Here is a 17,850-nt window from a genome sequence, read left to right as displayed (position 1 = left end):
CATGAGCACGCAGGTCATGCCCTGCGATCCGCACGAGATCGGATCGCTGTTCCTGTTCGAGAAGCTCTCCGCGGAGCAGCTCGGACGGCTGTGCGCCGAGGGGCGGGTGGAGCGGTTCGGCCCGGGTCCGGTGTACACCGAGGGCGATCCAGCCACCTGCTTCTACGTGATGATCGAGGGCACCGTCGTGCTGTACCGCCGGGTCGGCGGCGACGACGTCGAGGTCAGCCGCACCTCGCAGCGCGGCGTGTACGCGGGCGCCATGCAGGCGTACCTGGGCGACAGGGTGCCGCAGGCGTACACCAACTCGATGCGGGTGACCGAGTCCACCCGGTTCTTCGTACTGCCCGCGCAGTCGTTCGCGGACGTCATGCGGGAGTGGTTCCCGATGGCGGCGCACCTGCTGGAGGGGCTCTTCTTCGGTTCCAAGAACACCCAGCGGGCCGTCGGGCAGCGCGAACGCCTGCTGGCGCTGGGATCACTGTCCGCCGGACTCACCCACGAGCTCAACAATCCGGCCGCGGCCGCCGTCCGGGCCACCGCGGCCCTGCGCGAGCGGGTCGGCAAGATGCGGCACAAGCTGGCGGTCATCGCGCAGGGCCCGTACTCCCGGGAGGCCCTCGCCGAGCTCATCGAGATCCAGGAGCGCACCGCCGAACGCGTCGCCAAGGCGCCGGTGTTGAGCCCCCTGGAGGCGTCGGACCGGGAGGACGCGCTCACCGACTGGCTCGACGACCACGGCATCACGGAGGGCTGGCGGGTCGCGCCCACCTTCGTCCAGGCCGGGCTGGACATCGACTGGCTGGAGCAGGTCGCGGCGACCGTGGCCGAGGACGTCCTGCCCGGGGCGATCGGCTGGCTCAACTACACCGTCGAGACCGAGCTGCTGATGGACGAGATCGACGACTCCACCACCCGCATCTCCCACCTGGTGGACGCGGCCAAGCAGTACGCGCAGCTCGACCGCGCCCCGCACCGCGACGTCGACGTCCACGAACTCCTCGACAGCACCCTGCTGATGCTGTCCGGCAAGATCGGCCCCCGGGTGCAGGTGGTCAAGGACTACGACCGCTCCCTCCCCGACGTGCCCGCCTATCCGGCGGAGCTCAACCAGGTGTGGACCAACCTCATCGACAACGCGGTGGCCGCCATCGGGAGCACCGGCGGCGACGGCACCCTGACGGTCCGCACGGCCCGGGAGGGCGACCGGCTGCTCGTGGAGTTCCGCGACACCGGCCCCGGAGTTCCCGAGGACATCCGCAGCCGCATCTTCGACCCCTTCTTCACCACCAAGCCGGTCGGCGAGGGCACCGGTCTCGGCCTCGACATCTCCTGGCGGATCGTCGTCAACAAGCACCACGGCAGCCTCCAGGTCGAGTCCGTCCCGGGCGACACCCGCTTCCAGGTACTGCTGCCCCTGACCGCCCCGGAAACCGAGCCCGCGCCCGAAACCGCACCCGGTACCGATTCCGATTCCGAGACCGCCGAGGAGCCCGCATGACCGAGATCGACGGCATCGACCCGAGCGTCCCGCCCAGCGGCACCGGCTGCGGGGACTGCGACGCGGTGGGCGGTTGGTGGTTCCACCTGCGGCGCTGCGCCCAGTGCGGCCACGTCGGCTGCTGCGACTCCTCGCCGGCCCAGCACGCCACCGCCCACTGGAAGTCCACCGGACATCCCCTGGTGCAGAGCTTCGAACCGGGCGAGGCGTGGTTCTGGAACTACGACACCGGCACCATGTACGAGTCCGGGCCCGACCTGGCCCCGCCCTCCGACCACCCGGCCGACCAGGCGGCCCCGGGCCCCGCGGACCGCGTCCCCCAGGACTGGCCGAACCACATCCACCGCTGAGGCTCCGCCGCTCGATCGGCTAGTGGTGCAGCTGCTGGGACATGACCAGCCGGACGTTCCGGAGGCGTGCCTCAACGTTCGTGTGCGCCGCCTTGGCCACCAGGCCGTCGCTGCTCGCCGGCTGCCCCGGGTGCTGCTGCCCCGCCGGGTACTGCGGCGGTGCGGGCGGGAGCCCCGGGTACTGCCTCGGGATCGCCGGCACTCCGAGGGGAGCCTGCCCAGGCCCCTGCGGAGGAACGTCGGGCGTTGCCGCCGCCCGGGCCTCCGTCATGAGGACGTCTTCCAGCGCATCACCGAATCCGAGCCCGACTGCGTACGCGTCCGCACGGAACTCGGCCCGTCGGTGCAGCCAGGCGATGAGCAGCGGACCGGCCGCCACCGGCACCACGAGCCACCACATCCCCTCCGTGACGGTGATCAGGAAGAGGAACTGGACGATCGCCAGCGACATGCAGCCCCCGCAGGCGATGCCGGCCCAGTGCTTCGTACGGAAGAGGACGACCACGAGGGCGAGGACGGCCCGCCCGACTAGCCGGGCGGGAAGGGCGTACCAGTCCGCCAGCATCGCCGCCCAGGTGTGGCCGCCCACGTGATGTCCGAGTTCGTGTGCTAGCACCGACCCGAGGCGGGAGTTGGGAAGCCGGTCCATCGCATGCCGGGTCACGGCGACGATGTGCCCGGCCGCCGCGGTCGCGTTCAGCTCCGTGCGCTCTTGGATCCACAGCTCGTAGGTCTCCCGGTTGACGCCCGCACGCCGGGTCACCTGCTCCCAGACCACGTCGAGTCGCCGGGCTTCCTCCGGGGTGGGCCTCCGCATGCCGAACATGCGTTGCGCGATGGCGGATTCGACCGTGCGGTTGAAGACCAGCGGTCCGGACAGCAACCACACCACGGGGACGAGCACCCCGAGGACAGGGTTGACCAGCGCGGACACGGAGGCGACGACGGCCAGGCTGATCAGCCCGATCGGCACGGTCACCAGCAGATGGGACAACGCAGCGCCGTCGATGCTCCGCTGCACGGCCTTCACCATCCTGCGCCCCTGGTCCAAGGCCAGATCGTCGTGATCGACGACGGGCCCGTAGCCGGGTGCCGCATGGGAGGTGGGCGGCAGCGGCGGGGCCGCGGGTTGCGGGTCGGTCTGCGGTACGTACGCGCCGGTCGGCGGCTGCAACGAGGCCTGCTCGGCGCTCGGCATGGTCACCGCGTCAGCGGGGTACGCCAGTCGTGCCCGCGTCTCCCCGGGTAGGTCGGGCAGGACGGGCACCGGATACGTGGGGGCCGTCTCCGTTCCCGGGTACGACGGAGGCGCCGCGTCGTTCGGGTAAGCGGGCGGGGTGGCGTCACCCGGGGAGGAGGATGCCGCCGTCCCTCCCGGGTACGTGGGGGGCCCGGTGTACCCGGGGTATGTGGGCGGAAGGGTCCGTCCCGGATCCGCGTGGGGCAGCTGGCCCCCCGGGTACCCGGGCGCGGTCACTGCCGGAGCGGCCGGAGGTGGGAGTGGTGTCTGCTCGGCAGGATACGGGGGTGGTGCGGATTCCTCTCCCGGGTAGGGGGGAGGAGCGTCCTCGTGGTCGGACATGACGGTGTGTCTCCTGATGGTCTTCCGATACGAATCGCCGGGCTTCGGCAGTGACCCGAGGGCTCAGCCGGCGAGCAGCGCACAGGGCAGCAGCACCAGCGCCGCCGTGAATCCGGCGATGCCTGCCCTCAGCCAGCCGTACTTGATCGAGACGATCCGGCTGTTCTCCGCGAGCGAGGCGAGGACAGCGGTACCGGGAGCCCGGTCGGTTTCCCGCAGCGCCTCCTCCAGAACCGTCGGCCCCTGGCGGGCCGCGCCGCGGATGTCCGCGAAATGGGTGAGCGGGGCACCTGGCTGCCAACCCGCCCTCCGGTAGCGGGGAAGGACGGCCATCAGCAGCGAGACGAGCGACACGAGGAAACACGCGGTCCCCGCCCACCACATCGTCTGACCGGGAGCCGTGAGGTGGGAGGGGCGCCAGCCGCGCGCGGCGAGCACACCGACGAGCGCGGCGGCGGTCATGCCCTGGGCGGCCACGAGGACCGAGCCCTTGGTGTCGGCACGGGCGGCCTCCTGACGCAGTTCGCGCAGGAGCCGGTCCGCGGTGCGCTGCGGCTCCGCCTGCAGTGGCACCTGCGCAGGGCCGGGCCCGGGAACGGTGGCGCTCATCGCGGCGGCTGCGGAGGGGCGGGGTAGCCGAAGACCGGTCCGTCCGGCGTGGGCGGCGGTGCACCCTCGGGAGATCCGGCCTGCGGAGACACGTCCTGCGGCGGTGCACCGCCTCCGTCCGGAGTCGAGGGATTGGGCGCGGCCGCGGCTCCGTGCTCCTGGCGATCCACCGTGCCGGGGTACGAGGGTCCCTCCGCCGCGGGCAGCTGCGGTGCTGCGGGCCGGGACGGCTGCACGCTCAGGATTTCCTTGATGTAGCTGGCCGCGAGCCGGCGCGGCTCGTCCATCTGATGTTCCTCCAGCCCGCCGGGGCCGCCACCGAGCGCCTGGAGGACGACCGCGAGCTGGTTCTTCATGGTCAGGAGTTGGTCCTGACGCAGGTTCTCCATGATCAGACGGGCGTCCTCGGGATGCCGTGCGAGCTGGAAGGCCATGGCGGACGGGCCGCCGCGTTCCAGGTAGTAGGTGTAGTACTCGATCTTCTTGGCCTCGATCTCCTGGAGCTCCAGCTCCTTGCGGCCCTGGTCCATCTGGCGCTGGTGTTCAAGGGCCTGGCGCTGGAGTTCGACGTCGTGCTGCTGGCGGTCCTGGGCCAGGGCGCGCTGCGCCGCGAGTTCGTCCTCCCGTACGAGCAGCGCGTGATGGGGTTCGAGCTTCTGGCGCGCGAACTCGATTTCGCGCAATTGGCGTTCCTGTTCGAGCGCCGCCTCGTCCCGCCGGATCTGCAGGGTGCAGCGGACCTCGATCCCGGCGCGGGCGCCCAGCGGTCCTGCCTCTTCGAGGGCCTTGCGGGCGTGGAGTTCGGCCGCCGCGCTGTCCTGCATGGCGTAGCCGCGGAGCACGGGTCGAACGGCCTGTTCGACGAGGCGCTGCACCATGGCGGGCACGTTGCGTTCGCCGCTCGTCACGACGGCGGCCGGGTCGAGGACCTGCCAGGTGCACGCCAGCGACACCTCGAAGAGGAAGGCGTCGTTCTGGCTGGCAAGGGCGAGAACGGCGGCGGATTCGTGCAACCCCATGTCCACCTCGTAGACGCTGGTCCAGCGCCGGGTGGCGAGTTCGGTACGGGCCGGCCTACTGGGCGGCAGGTAGGTGTCGAGGCCGCCCTGGGCCGTGGTGAAGACGAGGGCGTGGTCGATGCGCGTGGTACGCAGGGGCCTGAAGCGGGACAGCTCCTGGATCGTGACCACCGGGTCGACGAGCACGGTGTGGCGGTTGGCGTCCTGCTGCCACTGGGGCGGCTGGCTCATCATGGTGACGCTGCTCCTTGGGACGTTTCGAGCGGCTCGGGCCCGGAGGGCGCGCGCCGAGGGGTGCAGTGGTCAAGCGGCTTCGCCCTGGTCACCGGGACGGGGCGGCGGCGGCCGGGGCGCCGAGGGGTGGGGGCTCCGCACGCGGGGCGGAAACGAGCGCGCGCAGCCGGAGGGCCACGGCGAGCGGGGCGGGGCCGCCATCACCGCTCATGTTGTCGAGGAGGTAGGCGAGCCGCCGGTGGTCCTCGACGGAGACCGCGAGAAGGGGCACGAGTTCGGCGAGAGCGGTCTCGGCCCCCGGGTCGTTCTCGGCGGCCCGGACCCACTGGCGCAGGGTGTTCAGGCCGGACACGGAGCACATGGCGTCGTTGAGGACGCTCCGCCACAGGGCGGCGATGGAGTGCCGCAGCACCGCTCCGTCCGTGCCGGGTTTCGGGTCGGCGCGTCCGAACAGGTCGAGCAGGAGAGGACGCCCCGCGGGCCCGTCCGTGGGCCCGCCGGCGTGGACCACGGCCCGCAGCGCGAACTGCCTGGTGGTGCCACGGGTGAGGCTCAGGAGCGCCCCCCACAGGTCGGCGGCAGCGTCCCAGCCGTCGCCTTCGGCCGCTTCCTGCCCCGCAGCGAGCAGCAGCGCGGCGGCGGACTGGGCGAGGTCGTTGAGCTCCTCTGCCCAGCCACGTGCAGGGCCGCCCCGGGTCTCCATTCCGCGTACGGCGTCGATCAGCGCGGTGAGCGCGTCCTTGGGGAAGGCGTCACCGACCAGGGCGTAACTGCGCACGGCGGTCCACCGCAACCGGTGGTCCCCCGCGGTGCACCACTGCGCGAGGATGCGGGAGACGTGCGGAGCGCCGAGGTGGTGGGCGAGGGCCAGCGCGTTGGCCGCCGCGAGCCGGGCGCGCAGCCGCTGGTCCGCCGCCCAGGAGCGGATGAGGAGGGCCATGGCCGACGGCAGGTCGGCCTCGGCCATGACGGCGGCGGTGGCGGCGGCGCGGGTGCGGACGACGGGTCGCGGGTCGTCAGCGAGGCGGCGCAGCCAGGCCACGAGCGCGGGCCGGGCGGACGGGTGGCCCGTCCAGACCTCGCGCAGCAGGGTGATCGCGGTGAGTCGGTCCCTGAACTGGACCTTGGTCTGGAGCACCGGGCCCCATTCGGTCTCCTCCGGCTCTTGGTAGCGATCGGCGAGCGCCTGCTCGACACGTTGGGCGCTGGAGGTCCCGAAGACGGGGATCCGGGCCGGCTCCCCGGGGTTCTCGATGCGCTGGAGGAGGCCGAACAGGACATCGCTCAACTCGGCGGTGAGCGGGTAGGGCGCCTCGTCGAAGGTGGCGAGGGCGATGAGGAACGCCTTGTCGTGAAGGGTGTGGTCGGCGCTGTCGAACCACTCCCGGACCTGGCGTTCGGCGGCATAGTGGCCGAAGGCGCGGAGCTCGGCGAGGGACACGGTGCCCCGGGCGTAGCCGGCGACGCGGTCGGCGAAGCGGGCGGTGTCGGCGACCGGCCGATGGTGCGCGAGGACGGACCGTACCTCGCTGAGGGCGAGGAGTTCGTCTGAGCTCCGCCCGGCCAGGTTCTTGTTCCTGAGGTGTCCGGCGAGCAGTGCGGCGGGCTCCGGGGGCTTCCAGGGGACGTGACCCACGCCGCCGTGGACGACGGGGTGGGGTCCGACGACAAGGACGAGGTGCCCGTCGGCCTGTTGGAGGCGCTCGCTGAGGGCTCGGACGTGGTGCTCGCGCAGGGGGCGCTCGGGGCTGGTGGCGAAGTCGGCGACGAGGTGGCCGCAGCCCTCCCGGATTTCCCCGGCGAGCCGACCGGGCGGGAGCGCCGGGTCGAGGGCCCGGTAGGAGCGGGAGCCGACTGCGCGGAGCAGCATGAGGGCGGCTGCCCTGCGGCCGGTGGTGGCGGGGCCGGAGAGGACGGCCAGGCGGTGCTTCCTGAGCAGCGCGAGGGCGAGTGCGAAGGGGCTCCCCGGCTCCCACGGTTGATCCGTTTCGCGACGATCGGCCGTGGCGGTTTCGTCGGACTCGGCGGGTGGATAGATGAAGCTCTCCGCCAGGAGCTCGACTTCGGAGCCGGGGATCTCGCCGGACCGCTCCTCGGGGTCGCCGCCGAGGTGGTACTCCACTTTGCTGCCGCCGAGGATGACGTCGCCGGTGACATGGCCGCCGCTGACGCCGTGCTGGTCGCCGCCGATCAGCGAGCCGCCGATCCGGGCGGAATGCCCGAGCATGATGCCGGGGCTGTGCCGGTAGAGGTCGCGGCGGGAGTCCCAGGCGTGTTCGCTCTCGGCCTCGGCCTCGATCTCCGATAACTCCTCGGCGACGGCGCCTGTTTCGCCGGGCGCCTCCGGCGTGGGTGAGGCGGTCGCGGGGCGGTCCGGGTACGGGCCCTGCCCCTGCACGCCAGCCAGGTGGTCCCGGGGTGCGTTCACGACCGACCGCCGCCCTGGGGGCCGTCCTGGTTACGGGTGCCGCCGAGGACGACGTCACCGGTGACGTGGCCGCCGCTCACGCCGTGCTGGTCACCACCGACGAAGGAGCCGTGGATGACCGGCGCACCGTGGAAGTGGAACACCGCCCCGGTCGACCGCTGCTGCGGGGCGGATGAAGCGGCCTCGCCCACCGCCCCGCTACCGGCGGGAGAGGGCGCCGGAACTTCGGCCGACTCGGGCGCCGGTACGCCACCGCAGGCGGAGTCCGGCGACGCCGCAGGTGCGACGGCGGGGGCCGACATCCGGTCCGGCGCCGTACCCCGGTGGATCCATGCGGGGAGCACGCCGTCCTTCACGACGACCTCCACTGCCTGGAAGAGGTCCGGGCGCACCCCTCGGTGACCGTGGCGGATCACGCCCTCGTACACCGGCGCACTCACGGCGAGGACGCAGTGCTCCTCCTGCCGTGCCGCGAGCGCGGCACGCAGCACGTCGGCGTCCAGCAGTCGGCATGCCTGGTTGAGGTCGTGTCCGACGAGTCCACCGGTGGTCCCGGCGTGCGGGTCGTGGGCCACCTCGCCTGTGGCGAGGACAATCCTCAGCCGCATCTGGGCGCTGTCCGAGGCGAGCAGGTTGTGCTCGTGGAGGAGGTCGGGGATGGAGGTGAGGAGCGAGCGCAGGAGCACGGTCTTGGCCACGTCTGCGCTGATCAACGCGATCAGTCCATCACCGCGGTCCTCACGGTACTGCTGGGTGGCCTCGACTCCGGCGGCTTCGAGTGCCAGGTCCACGATCTTGTTCAAGCTACGCCGCAGGACAACCTGCACCACGTCGTCGCGGCGGCTGAACCGCTCGATGTCGAAGAGCAGGATGGTCCGGTTGACAGGCTCGTGCATGGGCGCCTTCCGCGGGTGACACGGCCCTCTCGGGGCCTTCGGGACATCGATGAAGATGCCAGGTGCAGTGCGTCCGGGGCGACGGAACTTGGCACACTCGCAATGTGACCACGTGCACAGAACGGGGCCGGGCGCAGGCCGGTCCGCCGGCCCGGTCAGCTGCTCCCCGACCGCGCCATCTGCCTCAGTACGTCAGGTCGTACGACGACGATCCCGCGACGCCCGGTCCGTACGACACCCCGCTCGCGCAGCGGCTTGAGCAGCCGGGCGACGGCCTCGCGCGAGGCACCGACCGAGCCTGCGAGGTCGCTCTGGGTGAGCCCGGCCCGGAGCTGGACGCCGTCGTCCGACTCCTTGCCGTGGGTGCGGATCAGTTCGAGCAGGAGCAGGGCGAGGCGCTCCTGCACGGTGAGGGAGGCGAACTGGACGCGCCGCCGGTCGCTGTCGCGAGTGCGGTCGGCGGTCAGAGCGAGTAACTTGCGTGCGATCAGCGGTCGTTCGTCCAGGAGCGTGCCGAAACGGTCGGCGGGGACGGCGAGCGCCTCGATCCGTTCGAGGGCAGTGACCGTGGCTCCCCGTGGCCGTCCGCTGAGCAGGGCCTGCTCTCCGACGATGTCCCCGGGGCCGCGGAGGGCGAGGAGCGCCTCGTACCCGTTGGGTGCCGCGGAGGTCACTTTTGCCCATCCGGAGAGGATGATCAGGACATGGGTCGAGGGTTCGTGCTCCCGTAACAAGACCTGTCTCGCGGGGAAGGCGAGAGGGGTGCCGCTGTGGATGAGCGCTTTCCGGTCGTCGGAGTCCAACCGGGCGACGAACGGGACCTGGTCCTCGAACTGCATCAACTATTTCTCCCCGCCCGCCCCTTCGGGCAGCGCACGATGGTTGCAACGAGCCGGGAGGTTAGCGCATGCGCGGCCCTGGTTCAGGGGCTGTGTCGAACTCGGGGGGCCTGAGGGTCTTCAGGCATGCGGTGTTCGGGGCGGCGGGGTCGTCGAAGAACGACACGGTGATCTCCTGTGCGCACTTCGACGTCGCGAACACCACGTGGGGTTCGTACGGGACCGTGACGACCTTCGCCCGGCCCAGCGTGCGGGCCACGTACGGTCCGTTGGCCGCGCCGGTCTGGGCGTCGAAGCCGCCCGACAGGGCCAGGGTGGGGATGTCGCTGCGGGTGGCGTCCCGGATCGAGCGGGGGGCCGCGGGGACGTTCCAGGCGTCGCAGTCCGGACGGAGGAAGGTGAGCTGCGGTGCCTGGGCCTGTACCGAGCGGGGGAACGACGGGTAGGCGTCCTGCCCTCCGCGCAGTGCCTGGGCCTGCGTCTCGTACGGGGTCCACGCGCTGCAGAAGACGCCGTAGACGAGTCCGTGGGCGACCCGGCCGACGGCCTGGGGGCTGAGCTTGCCGCCCGCCCACTGCTCGGCGATCCGCTGGGGTCTGCCGTGCGCGAGCTCGTCGAGCGAGCGCGGCACCCCGGGCGCCACGTGGGTGGCGGAGGTCAGCCAGTTCACCAGGGCTCCGCCGTCGAGGACGACCTTCACCGGCTTCGGGTTGCCGGGGACCTTGACCGTGGTGGTGACCGGTTCGGCTTCGAGTTCGCGCACGAGGCGCTCGAAGGTGGCCGACAGGTTCGGGTAGCGGCGGTTGCAGGCCGGGTCCTGCGCGCAGGCCTTGAACAGGCCGTCGAAGCCCTGTCTGGCGCTGCTCCAGGTCAGGGCCGATCCGGCCTTCGACGGCGGCAGGATGCCGTCGATGCCGACCGAGCGGATCCCCTCGGGGTGTTGGCGCATGGCGACGAGTGCCAGGTGGGTGCCGTAGGAGATGCCGAACAGGTTCCATTCCTTGACGCCCAGTGCGGCGCGGAGGTCCGCGTAGTCGGTGGCGCTCTCGGTGTCGTTGTAGGCGCTCAGGTCGGCTCCGAGGGCCGCGAGTCGGTCGCGGCAGGCCCGGGTCGCCTCGACGTGCAGCCGCTCCGTGGACGGCGCGTCGGAGACGAGGCCGACGGCGCGGGCGTTGAACCGGTCGATGTCGGGGCAGGTGAGCGCCGGGTGGGCCGAGTACGTCCCCCGCTGGGACATGAAGACGACGTCGCGGTCGCGGTTGAGGCCGCCGTCGATCGCCATCTTCGCCTCGCCGACCGCGTCGTCGCCGGGGCCGCCGGCGAGCCACACGATCGGGTCGGGTTTCGGGGTGGCGGAGGCCGCGGGGACGATCGCGACGCCGAGGGTGATCTTCCGGCCGTGGGGTCGGGTGCGGTTCTCGGGCACGGTGAGCGTTCCGCAGCGGGCGTCGTCGAGCGCGGTGATCGGCTCGGGCGTCTTCGGGCAGGGGCCGGGCTCGAAGCGGGCGTCGCCCGCGGTCCGGGCCACCGTGCCGATCGGAGCTCCGGGGCTCGGGCCGGCCCCTGCGCCGGCGCCGTGTTGCGCGTGGGCCGGTACGGTGAGCAGGCCCGTGATCAGGACTCCGGTGGCCACCGCGGCCGACCTGCGGCGACGACGGGGCGCAGGGTGGTGTGCCATCGGCCCTCCTGCTCATTCCGGCGTGATCGTGAACGGTTTGGGTGCGGCGCCGGCCACGCAGCCGGTGTCGGGTGCGGTCGGACGGGCGAGGAAGGAGGCCAGCACCTTTTGTGCGCAGGGCGACTGGGGTACCACCCAGTGGGTGATGCCGGGGATCTGTACGGAGGTCGAGCGGGACAGCGTACGGGCCGCCTCCTTCGCCCAACTCGCCCCGGTCTTGCCGTCGAACGACCCGGAGACGAGGAGCGTGGGGACCGCGCTGACGGTGGCCACCCGCTGGATGGCGGCACGGTCGGGAACGTTCCAGAGGCGGCACACGTCGTACTGGAAGGGGAGTTGGGGCGGTTGGGCCAGGACCGTGTCCGGCCAGCCGGGGAAGGCGCGGCGCCCCGCGTCCAGCACGTCGGTCTCCGTATGGCCGGGCGCCCACTCGCTGCAGGCCACCGACTCGGTCAGGCCGTGCGCCGTCGTGCCGACGGCCTGGACCGAGTCGGCCGCGCGGGCCCGCGCGAAGCGCTCCGGGTGTCCGCGGCCCAGCTCGTCGATCGAGGCCGGGACGTCGGGGGCCTTCACGGCGCCCGCGACCAGCAGGTTCAGCACGGCTCCCCCGTCGAGGACCACCTCGACCGGGTCTCCGCCGCGCGGCGGCCGGGCGCTCAGCGTGAGCGGCTCCGCCTCCAGTCTGCGTACCTGTTCCGTCAGCGTACGGGCGATGTCCGGGTAGCGGCTGTTGCAGCGCGGCTCGGCCGCACACGCCCCGAGGATGGTGGTGATGCCCTCCTGGGCGCTGCTCCAGGTCCACGGCAGGGTCGCGGCCTGCGGGGGCGTGACCGAGTCGATCGCCACCGCGCGGATGCCGTCAGGGTGGTCGCGCAGGTAGGTGAGGGCGAGGTCGGAGCCGTAGGAGTACCCGTAGACGTTCCACCGTGCGATGCCGAGTGCCCTGCGGAGGTCGGCGAAGTCGGCCGCGTTCTCGGCGGTGTTGTAGGCGCTCAGGTCGATCCCGTCGGCCGCGAACCGGTCCCGGCACGTCTTCACCGCGTCCAGCAGGAGCTGTTTCGCCGGCGCCGAGTCGTGGCCGAGGCCCACGTACCGGGCGGCGAAGCGGTCCAGTTCGGGGCAGGCGAGGTGGGGTTGGTCGTGGAGGTTTCCGCGCTGGGCCATGATGACCAGCGCGCGGTCCCGGTTCACTCCGGCGCCGACCAGGACGGGGATGTCGTCGAAGGTGTCGCCGCCGGGTCCGCCCGCCATGAACACCACCGGGTCCCGGGCCGGTTCCGCCGAGGCGGCGGGGACGACCGCGACGGCCAGTCGGATGGTCCGGCCGGCGGGGCGGGCACGGTTCTCGGGGACCTCCAGGAAGCCGCACCGGGCCTTGGCCAGTGCGGCGATCGGTTCGGGCGTCTTCGGGCAGGGGCCGGGCACGAACCGTGCCGATGCGGTCGGAGCGGTCGGGGTCGGACCGGGTGCGGTGGCGCGGGCGGGCGGCGCTGCGGCAGTGCCCCCTGCCGGGCCGAACCCCGCGAGGCAGGCCAGGGCGGTCGCGGCGGCGGCCGCGTTGATGCGGTGCCTTGCCATACGATCCCGTTCCTCTGCCGACGTCCACGGCTGCCCGGCCGGGCAGCGCCGCAGCGGTGTGGGCGGAACGCACGCACGTATACCGAAGGTACCGTGCGGTACGCCGGCACGCACACGGACGGCGACGACCGCCGCCGGCGGGCTACGTGCGCGCGAGGCCCCGGACGAGCAGGCCGAGGCCGAACTCGAAGTGGGCCTCGAGGTCGGGGCTGGTCAGGGTCGGCAGGGTGGCCGTGAGGTGGGGATAGGTGCCGGCCGCCGTGACCGCGTCGCGCAGCAGTTGCGGGTCCGCGGGGGCCTCGCCGTCCCGGCCCAGGGCGGCCTGCTCCTCCAGGGTGTGGCCCACGGTGTAGTGGACGACGGCCAGCAGTGCCCGGGCCGCGTCGGCGTCGGCGAAACCGGCCGTGCGCAGGAGGCCGATCCCGGACTCGGCGATGCCGAGGGTGTTCGGGCCGGTGGAGTGCGTGCCGGCGAAGACGCGCGCCCCGTCGCGGTGGGCGAGCAGGGCCCGGCGCAGGGACCGCGCCAGGTCCGCGAGCCGCGCGGCCCAGTCCGCGGCCTCGTGCTCCGCGGCGGGAGGGGCGCCGACCTGCTCCAGCATCCGCTCCGCCATCGCGGTGAGCAGGTCCTCCTTGGTGGCGAAGTACCGGTAGAGCGCCCCGGCCTGCACCCCCACCGCGTCGGCGAGCCGCCGCATGGTGAGCGCGTCGAGACCGCCCTCGTCCAGCAGCGCGAGGGCGGTCTCGATCGTCCGGGTGGGATCGAGGCGGGGCGGGCGGCCCCGCCCCGTGCGGGTCGGCGTACTCATGCCCCCACTCTAGTGAGCGGTGATCAGCACGGCTGCGTGTCCTGGCGGGGTCCGGCCCAGGCGGTGAGGGCGCGGGCCAGGTCGGCGGTGCGCTGCCGCGGGTCCGTGCTGCGGCCCGCCCAGGCGATGTGGCCGTCGGGTCGGATCAGCAGGTCGCTGACACCGGCCAGTTCGGGGCGTGCCTCGTACGAGGACGCGGTCACGGTGCGGACGTGGCCCGCCCAGGCCCGGGTCGGCAGTCCTTCGGGGGCGGCCAGGTGCAGGACGACGAAGCGGCCGTCGTGGAGCAGTTCGTAGGCCCGGCCGGCTCCGGCGGCGTCGGTCGTCAGGCCGATGTCCGGCATCCGCCGGCCCGCCGGGGCGCCCGGGTCTGCGCCCGGGTCTGCGCCCTGGTCGGCGTCGGGGTCGGAGGCTGGATCGGAGCCGGAGCCGGCTGCCGGGTACGCGGTGTGGAGGGCGGAGACGCGGCCGGCGAGGCGGTGGTTGACGTCCGGGAGGGTCAGGAGTTCGTCGAGGAGGGTGCGCAGGGCCGCGGCGGGCCGTGCGTACTGCTCCACCAGGACGAGTTCCAGCAGCAGGTTCTGGACCTCGGTGTTCTCGGTGACGGCCCGGCCGGCGGGCCGGCGCTCGGCGTCGTAGCTGTCGAGCAGTCCGGGCGGGGCCCAGCCGTGGATCTCGGCGGCCAGTTTCCAGCCGAGGTTCATGGCGTCCTGGAGACCGGTGTTCAGGCCCTGGCCGCCCGCGGGGAAGTGGATGTGGGCGGCGTCGCCGGCGAGCAGGATCCGGCCTGAGCGGTAGCGCTCGGCGATCCGGGTGGCGTTGCCGAAGCGGGACAGCCAGCGGGGCCGCCCCACACCGCAGTCCGAGCCGCAGTAGTCGGTCAGCGAGGCGCGGAACTCCTCCAGGGTCACCGGCTCGCGGGAGGGGATCCGCATCCGGGCCGGGTCGACGAGGACCAGCCGGGTGACGCCGTCCTCGACGGGGGCGACGATCAGCCCGCGCTCCCGGGCCCGGCGCAGCGCCGGATCGTGGGTGTCGAGGGCCTCGAAGTCGCCGAGGATGCCGGTGAGGGTCTCGTCGGTGCCGGGGAAGCCGATTCCGGCGGCCTCGCGGACGGGGCTGCGGGCGCCGTCGCAGCCGACGACGTAGGCCGCCCGCAGTGTTTCCGCTGCGCCGTCGGGGCCGCGTACGTCGACCTCGGCGCCGGTGGCGTCCTGGCGCACTGCGGTGACGGTGTGCCCGCGCCGCAGGTCGACGCCCAGCTCACGGGCCCGCTCCTCCAGCAGGGCCTCGGTGCGGGCCTGGGCGAGGAAGAGGGTGTAGGGGTGCCGGGTGTCGAGTGCGGTGAAGTCGAGCCGGGTGTTCAGGCCCGCGAAGTGCCAGCCGGGTACCGGCCGACCGGGGCCGAGGAAGCGGGGGGCGATGCCGCGCAGGTCGAACAGTTCGACGCTACGCGGGTGCAGGGTCAGGGCCCGGGAGTGGGGCTGCGGGTGCTCGCGGCGCTCGACGATCCGGGTGCGCACTCCGGCGAGGGCCAGTTCGCAGGCGAGCAGCAGGCCGGTCGGGCCGGCTCCGACGACGATCACGTCAAAGGGCATGGGGGTGTCCTCTCGGGAATCCCGCACATTAGTGAACGACGTTCACGTGAACGCTGTTCACTATAGTCGGGGTCCCGAGCGGCCCGTCAAACGGAAGGTCAGGGCAGCGGCGTCCGGTGGAGGCTGATCAGCAGGCGCCAGACCCGCCCGGCGATCTCGGCCGGGTTCGCCGCGATCGCCCCGTGCAGCCAGTCGGCGAACACCCCGGCGAAGGCCGCCGCCACGGCCGAGGCGACCAGCTCGGGCTCCGGCGCACCGGCCAGCGCACGCTCGTCCCGACTGCGGGCGCGCAGGTCGCGGTGCAGGACGAGGCCCAGCGGACCGCCGCCGCCGGGACGGAGCAACTCCCGGTAGAGCCCGGCGTGCAGGGGGATCCCCTCGAAGAACTCGACCAGGGCGGGCGGCGGGCTCGCCGGGTCGGGGACGCCGCGCCAGGCGTGCAGGGCGTCCACGGCCTCGCGGACGATCTCGGCGCAGGCGTCGACGGCGAGCGCCTCCAGATCGGCGTAGTGGACGTAGAAGGTGGCGCGGCCGACGCCGGCCCGGCGCACCAGTGCGGCGACACCGACCTTGTCCAGCGGGCCGCTCGCGCACTCCTCCAGCAGGGCCCGGCGCAGCTTGGCCCGGGTCCGCTCGGTACGGGGGTCCTCCGGCACCGCGGTCACCCGGCGAGCAGGACGGCGGCGAGCGCCAGCGCACCCGGCAGCGCCTGGGCGAGCAGGATGCGCCGGTTGGCAGTGAGGGCGCCGTACACCCCGGCGATCACCACGCAGCCGAGGAAGAAGACCCGGACCCGGAAGCCGGTCGGGTCGGCGGCGAAGAGGCCCCAGACCAGGCCGGCCGACAGGAAGCCGTTGTAGAGGCCCTGGTTCGCGGCGAGCGGAGCGGTGGCGCGGGCGAGGTCGGCGTCGAAGCCGGACAGCTTGCGCCCGGGCGCGCGCTCCCAGAGGAACATCTCCAGCACCAGGAAATACGCGTGCAACAGGGCCACGAGGCCCACCAGCACGGTCGCGGTCGTCTCCATCGGCTCAGCCACTCCCCCCGCGCCGCGCAGCACGCGGACACTCGAAACACTTCCTGGACAGGTGTCTCGAATATATGGACACCTGTCCAGGAAGTCAAGGGTGGCGGGGCCCGCGCCGGCCGGCCGTCGGCTCGACCGCCCCTCGGCGGCCGTGGCTCACGCCGCCAGCGCCGCGCGGTCGAGCTTGCCGTGCGGGGTCACCGGGAGGCGGTCCAGGTGGCGGACGTGCTGGGGCACCATGTGGCCCGGCAGTCGCTCGGCGAGCGCCGTGCGGACCGCGGCCGCCCGTACGGTGCCGGGGTCGGCGACGACGTACGCGGTGAGCGCCTGGTCGCCGTGGCCGTCCAGGGTCACCAGACAGGCCGCACCCGACACTCCGGGAAGGGCGCGCAGCGCCGACTCGATCTCGCCCAGCTCGATGCGGAAGCCTCGCAGCTTGACCTGGCCGTCCTGTCGGCCGGCGTAGTGGAGCAGGCCCTCGCCGTCGGCGACCGCCCAGTCGCCGCTGCGGTAGTACCGGCCGGAGCCGTCCCCGGCGTCGACGAAGCGGGCCGCGGTGAGGTCGGGGCGCTCCAGGTAGCCGTGGCTGACGCCGGTGCCGCCGACGCACATCTCGCCCGGCTCGCCGGCCGGCACGGGGCGGCCCTCGGCGTCGCGCAGCGTGACCGTGAGGTGCGGCAGCGGACTGCCGATCGGCGTCCGGCCGGGTACGGCACCCGCGAGGGTCTCGGGGGTCAGCGGGCAGTACGTGACGTGGACCGTGGTCTCGGTGATCCCGTACATGTTGACCAGCAGGGCGTCCGGGGCGATCCCCGCGGCCCACCAGCGCTGCACGTCCGCGGGGACCAGCGCCTCGCCGCCGAAGACGACGCGGCGCAGGTCGGGGAGGCGGACCTGCTCGGCGACGGCCTCGGCCACGAGGTTCCCGAACGCGGACGGCACCTGGTTCAGCACGGTGACGTTCCGGGCGGCCAGCAGGCGGGCGAACTCCAGCGGGTCCGTCGCCGCCTCCCTGTCGACGACGACCACCCGGCCGCCGTACAGCAGGGCCCCCCACAGCTCCCAGACGCTGAAGTCGAAGCTCAGCGAGTGGAACAGGGTCCACACGTCGTCCGCGCCGGTGCCGAGCAGCGGTACGGCCGCGTCCATCAGGGCGAGGACCTGGGCGTGGCCGACCATGCAGCCCTTGGGGTTGCCGGTGGAGCCCGAGGTGTAGATGACGTACGCCGTGTCGGCGGGCAGCTGCGGGGCGGCGGAGCCGTCCGCGCGCGACGTGCTGCGGCTCGCCAGGACGAAGGGGCCCACCTCGGCGATCGGGGTCTCGTCCGCCAGCAGGCCGCTGTCGGACAGCACCAGTTCGGTGCCGGAGTCCCCCAGCAGGTACTCCTGGCGGGCCTGCGGGTAGTTCGGGTCGACCGGAAGGTACGCGGCGCCGGAGCGCAGGATGCCGAGGACCGCTCCGGGAGCGTACCGGCTGCGGGCGGCGCGCAGCGCGACGAGCCGGCCGGGGCCGGTGCGGTCGTCGAGGTGGTGGGCGATCTCGTCGGCGAGGCGGTCCAGTTCCCCGTAGGTCAGGGTCCCGTCGGCATCGCAGGCGGCGGTACGGGCGGCGGCGCGGGCGGCAACCCCGGCGAACCGGGTGTCGATGCGGTCGGCGGTCCCGGACGGGGCGGGTGGCGCGCCGTCACCAAGGGGGCTGTTCATCG

General features: G+C 73.2%; 15 protein-coding genes. 2 read left to right on the top strand and 13 right to left on the bottom strand.

The features are described 5' to 3' along the window. Window position 1 precedes the first annotated feature (1 nt). Together ACSHWO_RS29275 and ACSHWO_RS29270 are read left to right on the top strand one after the other, a co-directional pair. On the top strand, window positions 2-1,501 hold the full coding sequence (locus tag ACSHWO_RS29275) for an ATP-binding protein (protein WP_438316453.1): 1,500 nt from the start codon (window positions 2-4) through the stop codon (window positions 1,499-1,501). Continuing rightward, window positions 1,498-1,851: a UBP-type zinc finger domain-containing protein gene (locus tag ACSHWO_RS29270; RefSeq protein ID WP_385817136.1), complete on the top strand. Its 354-nt coding sequence runs from the start codon at window positions 1,498-1,500 to the stop codon at window positions 1,849-1,851. The genes ACSHWO_RS29275 and ACSHWO_RS29270 overlap by 4 nt, the downstream gene beginning before the upstream one ends. Before the next feature lie 19 nt (window positions 1,852-1,870). On the opposite strand, the gene ACSHWO_RS29265 is transcribed toward ACSHWO_RS29270, so the two are convergent. From ACSHWO_RS29265 to ACSHWO_RS29205, 13 genes are all read right to left on the bottom strand, one after another. Continuing rightward, complete coding sequence (locus ACSHWO_RS29265) at window positions 1,871-3,049, bottom strand: M48 family metalloprotease (RefSeq protein ID WP_438319299.1); 1,179 nt, start codon at window positions 3,047-3,049, stop codon at window positions 1,871-1,873. 447 nt (window positions 3,050-3,496) lie between these two features. Further along, window positions 3,497-4,006: a Pycsar system effector family protein gene (locus ACSHWO_RS29260; RefSeq protein WP_361098150.1), complete on the bottom strand. Its 510-nt coding sequence runs from the start codon at window positions 4,004-4,006 to the stop codon at window positions 3,497-3,499. Between the two features lie 32 nt (window positions 4,007-4,038). Beyond that, on the bottom strand, window positions 4,039-5,295 hold the full coding sequence (locus tag ACSHWO_RS29255) for a PE-PGRS family protein (protein WP_438316449.1): 1,257 nt from the start codon (window positions 5,293-5,295) through the stop codon (window positions 4,039-4,041). 88 nt (window positions 5,296-5,383) lie between these two features. Continuing rightward, window positions 5,384-7,723: a hypothetical protein gene (locus ACSHWO_RS29250; protein WP_438316446.1), complete on the bottom strand. Its 2,340-nt coding sequence runs from the start codon at window positions 7,721-7,723 to the stop codon at window positions 5,384-5,386. Next, window positions 7,720-8,619, bottom strand: coding sequence for a hypothetical protein (locus ACSHWO_RS29245; protein WP_438316443.1), 900 nt, complete (start codon window positions 8,617-8,619; stop codon window positions 7,720-7,722). The genes ACSHWO_RS29250 and ACSHWO_RS29245 overlap by 4 nt, the downstream gene beginning before the upstream one ends. Window positions 8,620-8,774: 155 nt before the next feature. Then, complete coding sequence (locus ACSHWO_RS29240) at window positions 8,775-9,458, bottom strand: Crp/Fnr family transcriptional regulator (RefSeq protein ID WP_361098162.1); 684 nt, start codon at window positions 9,456-9,458, stop codon at window positions 8,775-8,777. A 61-nt stretch (window positions 9,459-9,519) separates the two neighbouring features. Further along, window positions 9,520-11,136 (bottom strand): alpha/beta fold hydrolase, encoded by a 1,617-nt coding sequence (locus tag ACSHWO_RS29235; protein WP_438316440.1) that lies wholly within the window; start codon window positions 11,134-11,136, stop codon window positions 9,520-9,522. Window positions 11,137-11,148: 12 nt separating this feature from the next. Then, window positions 11,149-12,714 (bottom strand): alpha/beta fold hydrolase, encoded by a 1,566-nt coding sequence (locus ACSHWO_RS29230; RefSeq protein WP_438316437.1) that lies wholly within the window; start codon window positions 12,712-12,714, stop codon window positions 11,149-11,151. Between the two features lie 142 nt (window positions 12,715-12,856). Beyond that, the gene (locus ACSHWO_RS29225; RefSeq protein WP_438316434.1) at window positions 12,857-13,522 is read right to left on the bottom strand and encodes a TetR/AcrR family transcriptional regulator; all 666 of its coding nucleotides are present in this window, start codon (window positions 13,520-13,522) and stop codon (window positions 12,857-12,859) included. A gap of 23 nt (window positions 13,523-13,545) precedes the next feature. Next, on the bottom strand, window positions 13,546-15,120 hold the full coding sequence (locus ACSHWO_RS29220) for a monooxygenase (RefSeq protein WP_438316431.1): 1,575 nt from the start codon (window positions 15,118-15,120) through the stop codon (window positions 13,546-13,548). Between the two features lie 98 nt (window positions 15,121-15,218). Then, the gene (locus ACSHWO_RS29215; protein ID WP_361098177.1) at window positions 15,219-15,785 is read right to left on the bottom strand and encodes a TetR/AcrR family transcriptional regulator; all 567 of its coding nucleotides are present in this window, start codon (window positions 15,783-15,785) and stop codon (window positions 15,219-15,221) included. Further along, entirely contained in the window at window positions 15,782-16,144 is a 363-nt protein-coding gene (locus ACSHWO_RS29210; RefSeq protein WP_385817141.1) for a DUF1304 domain-containing protein, read from the bottom strand. Before ACSHWO_RS29210 ends, ACSHWO_RS29215 begins: the two co-directional genes overlap by 4 nt. Window positions 16,145-16,300: 156 nt before the next feature. Beyond that, window positions 16,301-17,848 carry an amino acid adenylation domain-containing protein gene (locus ACSHWO_RS29205; protein WP_438316426.1) on the bottom strand — a complete coding sequence of 516 codons (1,548 nt, stop codon included), beginning with the start codon at window positions 17,846-17,848 and terminating at the stop codon, window positions 16,301-16,303. Between the last annotated feature and the right edge of the window lie 2 nt (window positions 17,849-17,850).

Origin of the sequence: Streptomyces pallidus (ex Mingjun et al. 2026) (assembly GCF_051550185.1) — a bacterium.
Classification (GTDB): Bacteria; Actinomycetota; Actinomycetes; order Streptomycetales; family Streptomycetaceae; genus Streptomyces.
This window is presented reverse-complemented; position numbering and strand designations above follow the sequence as displayed.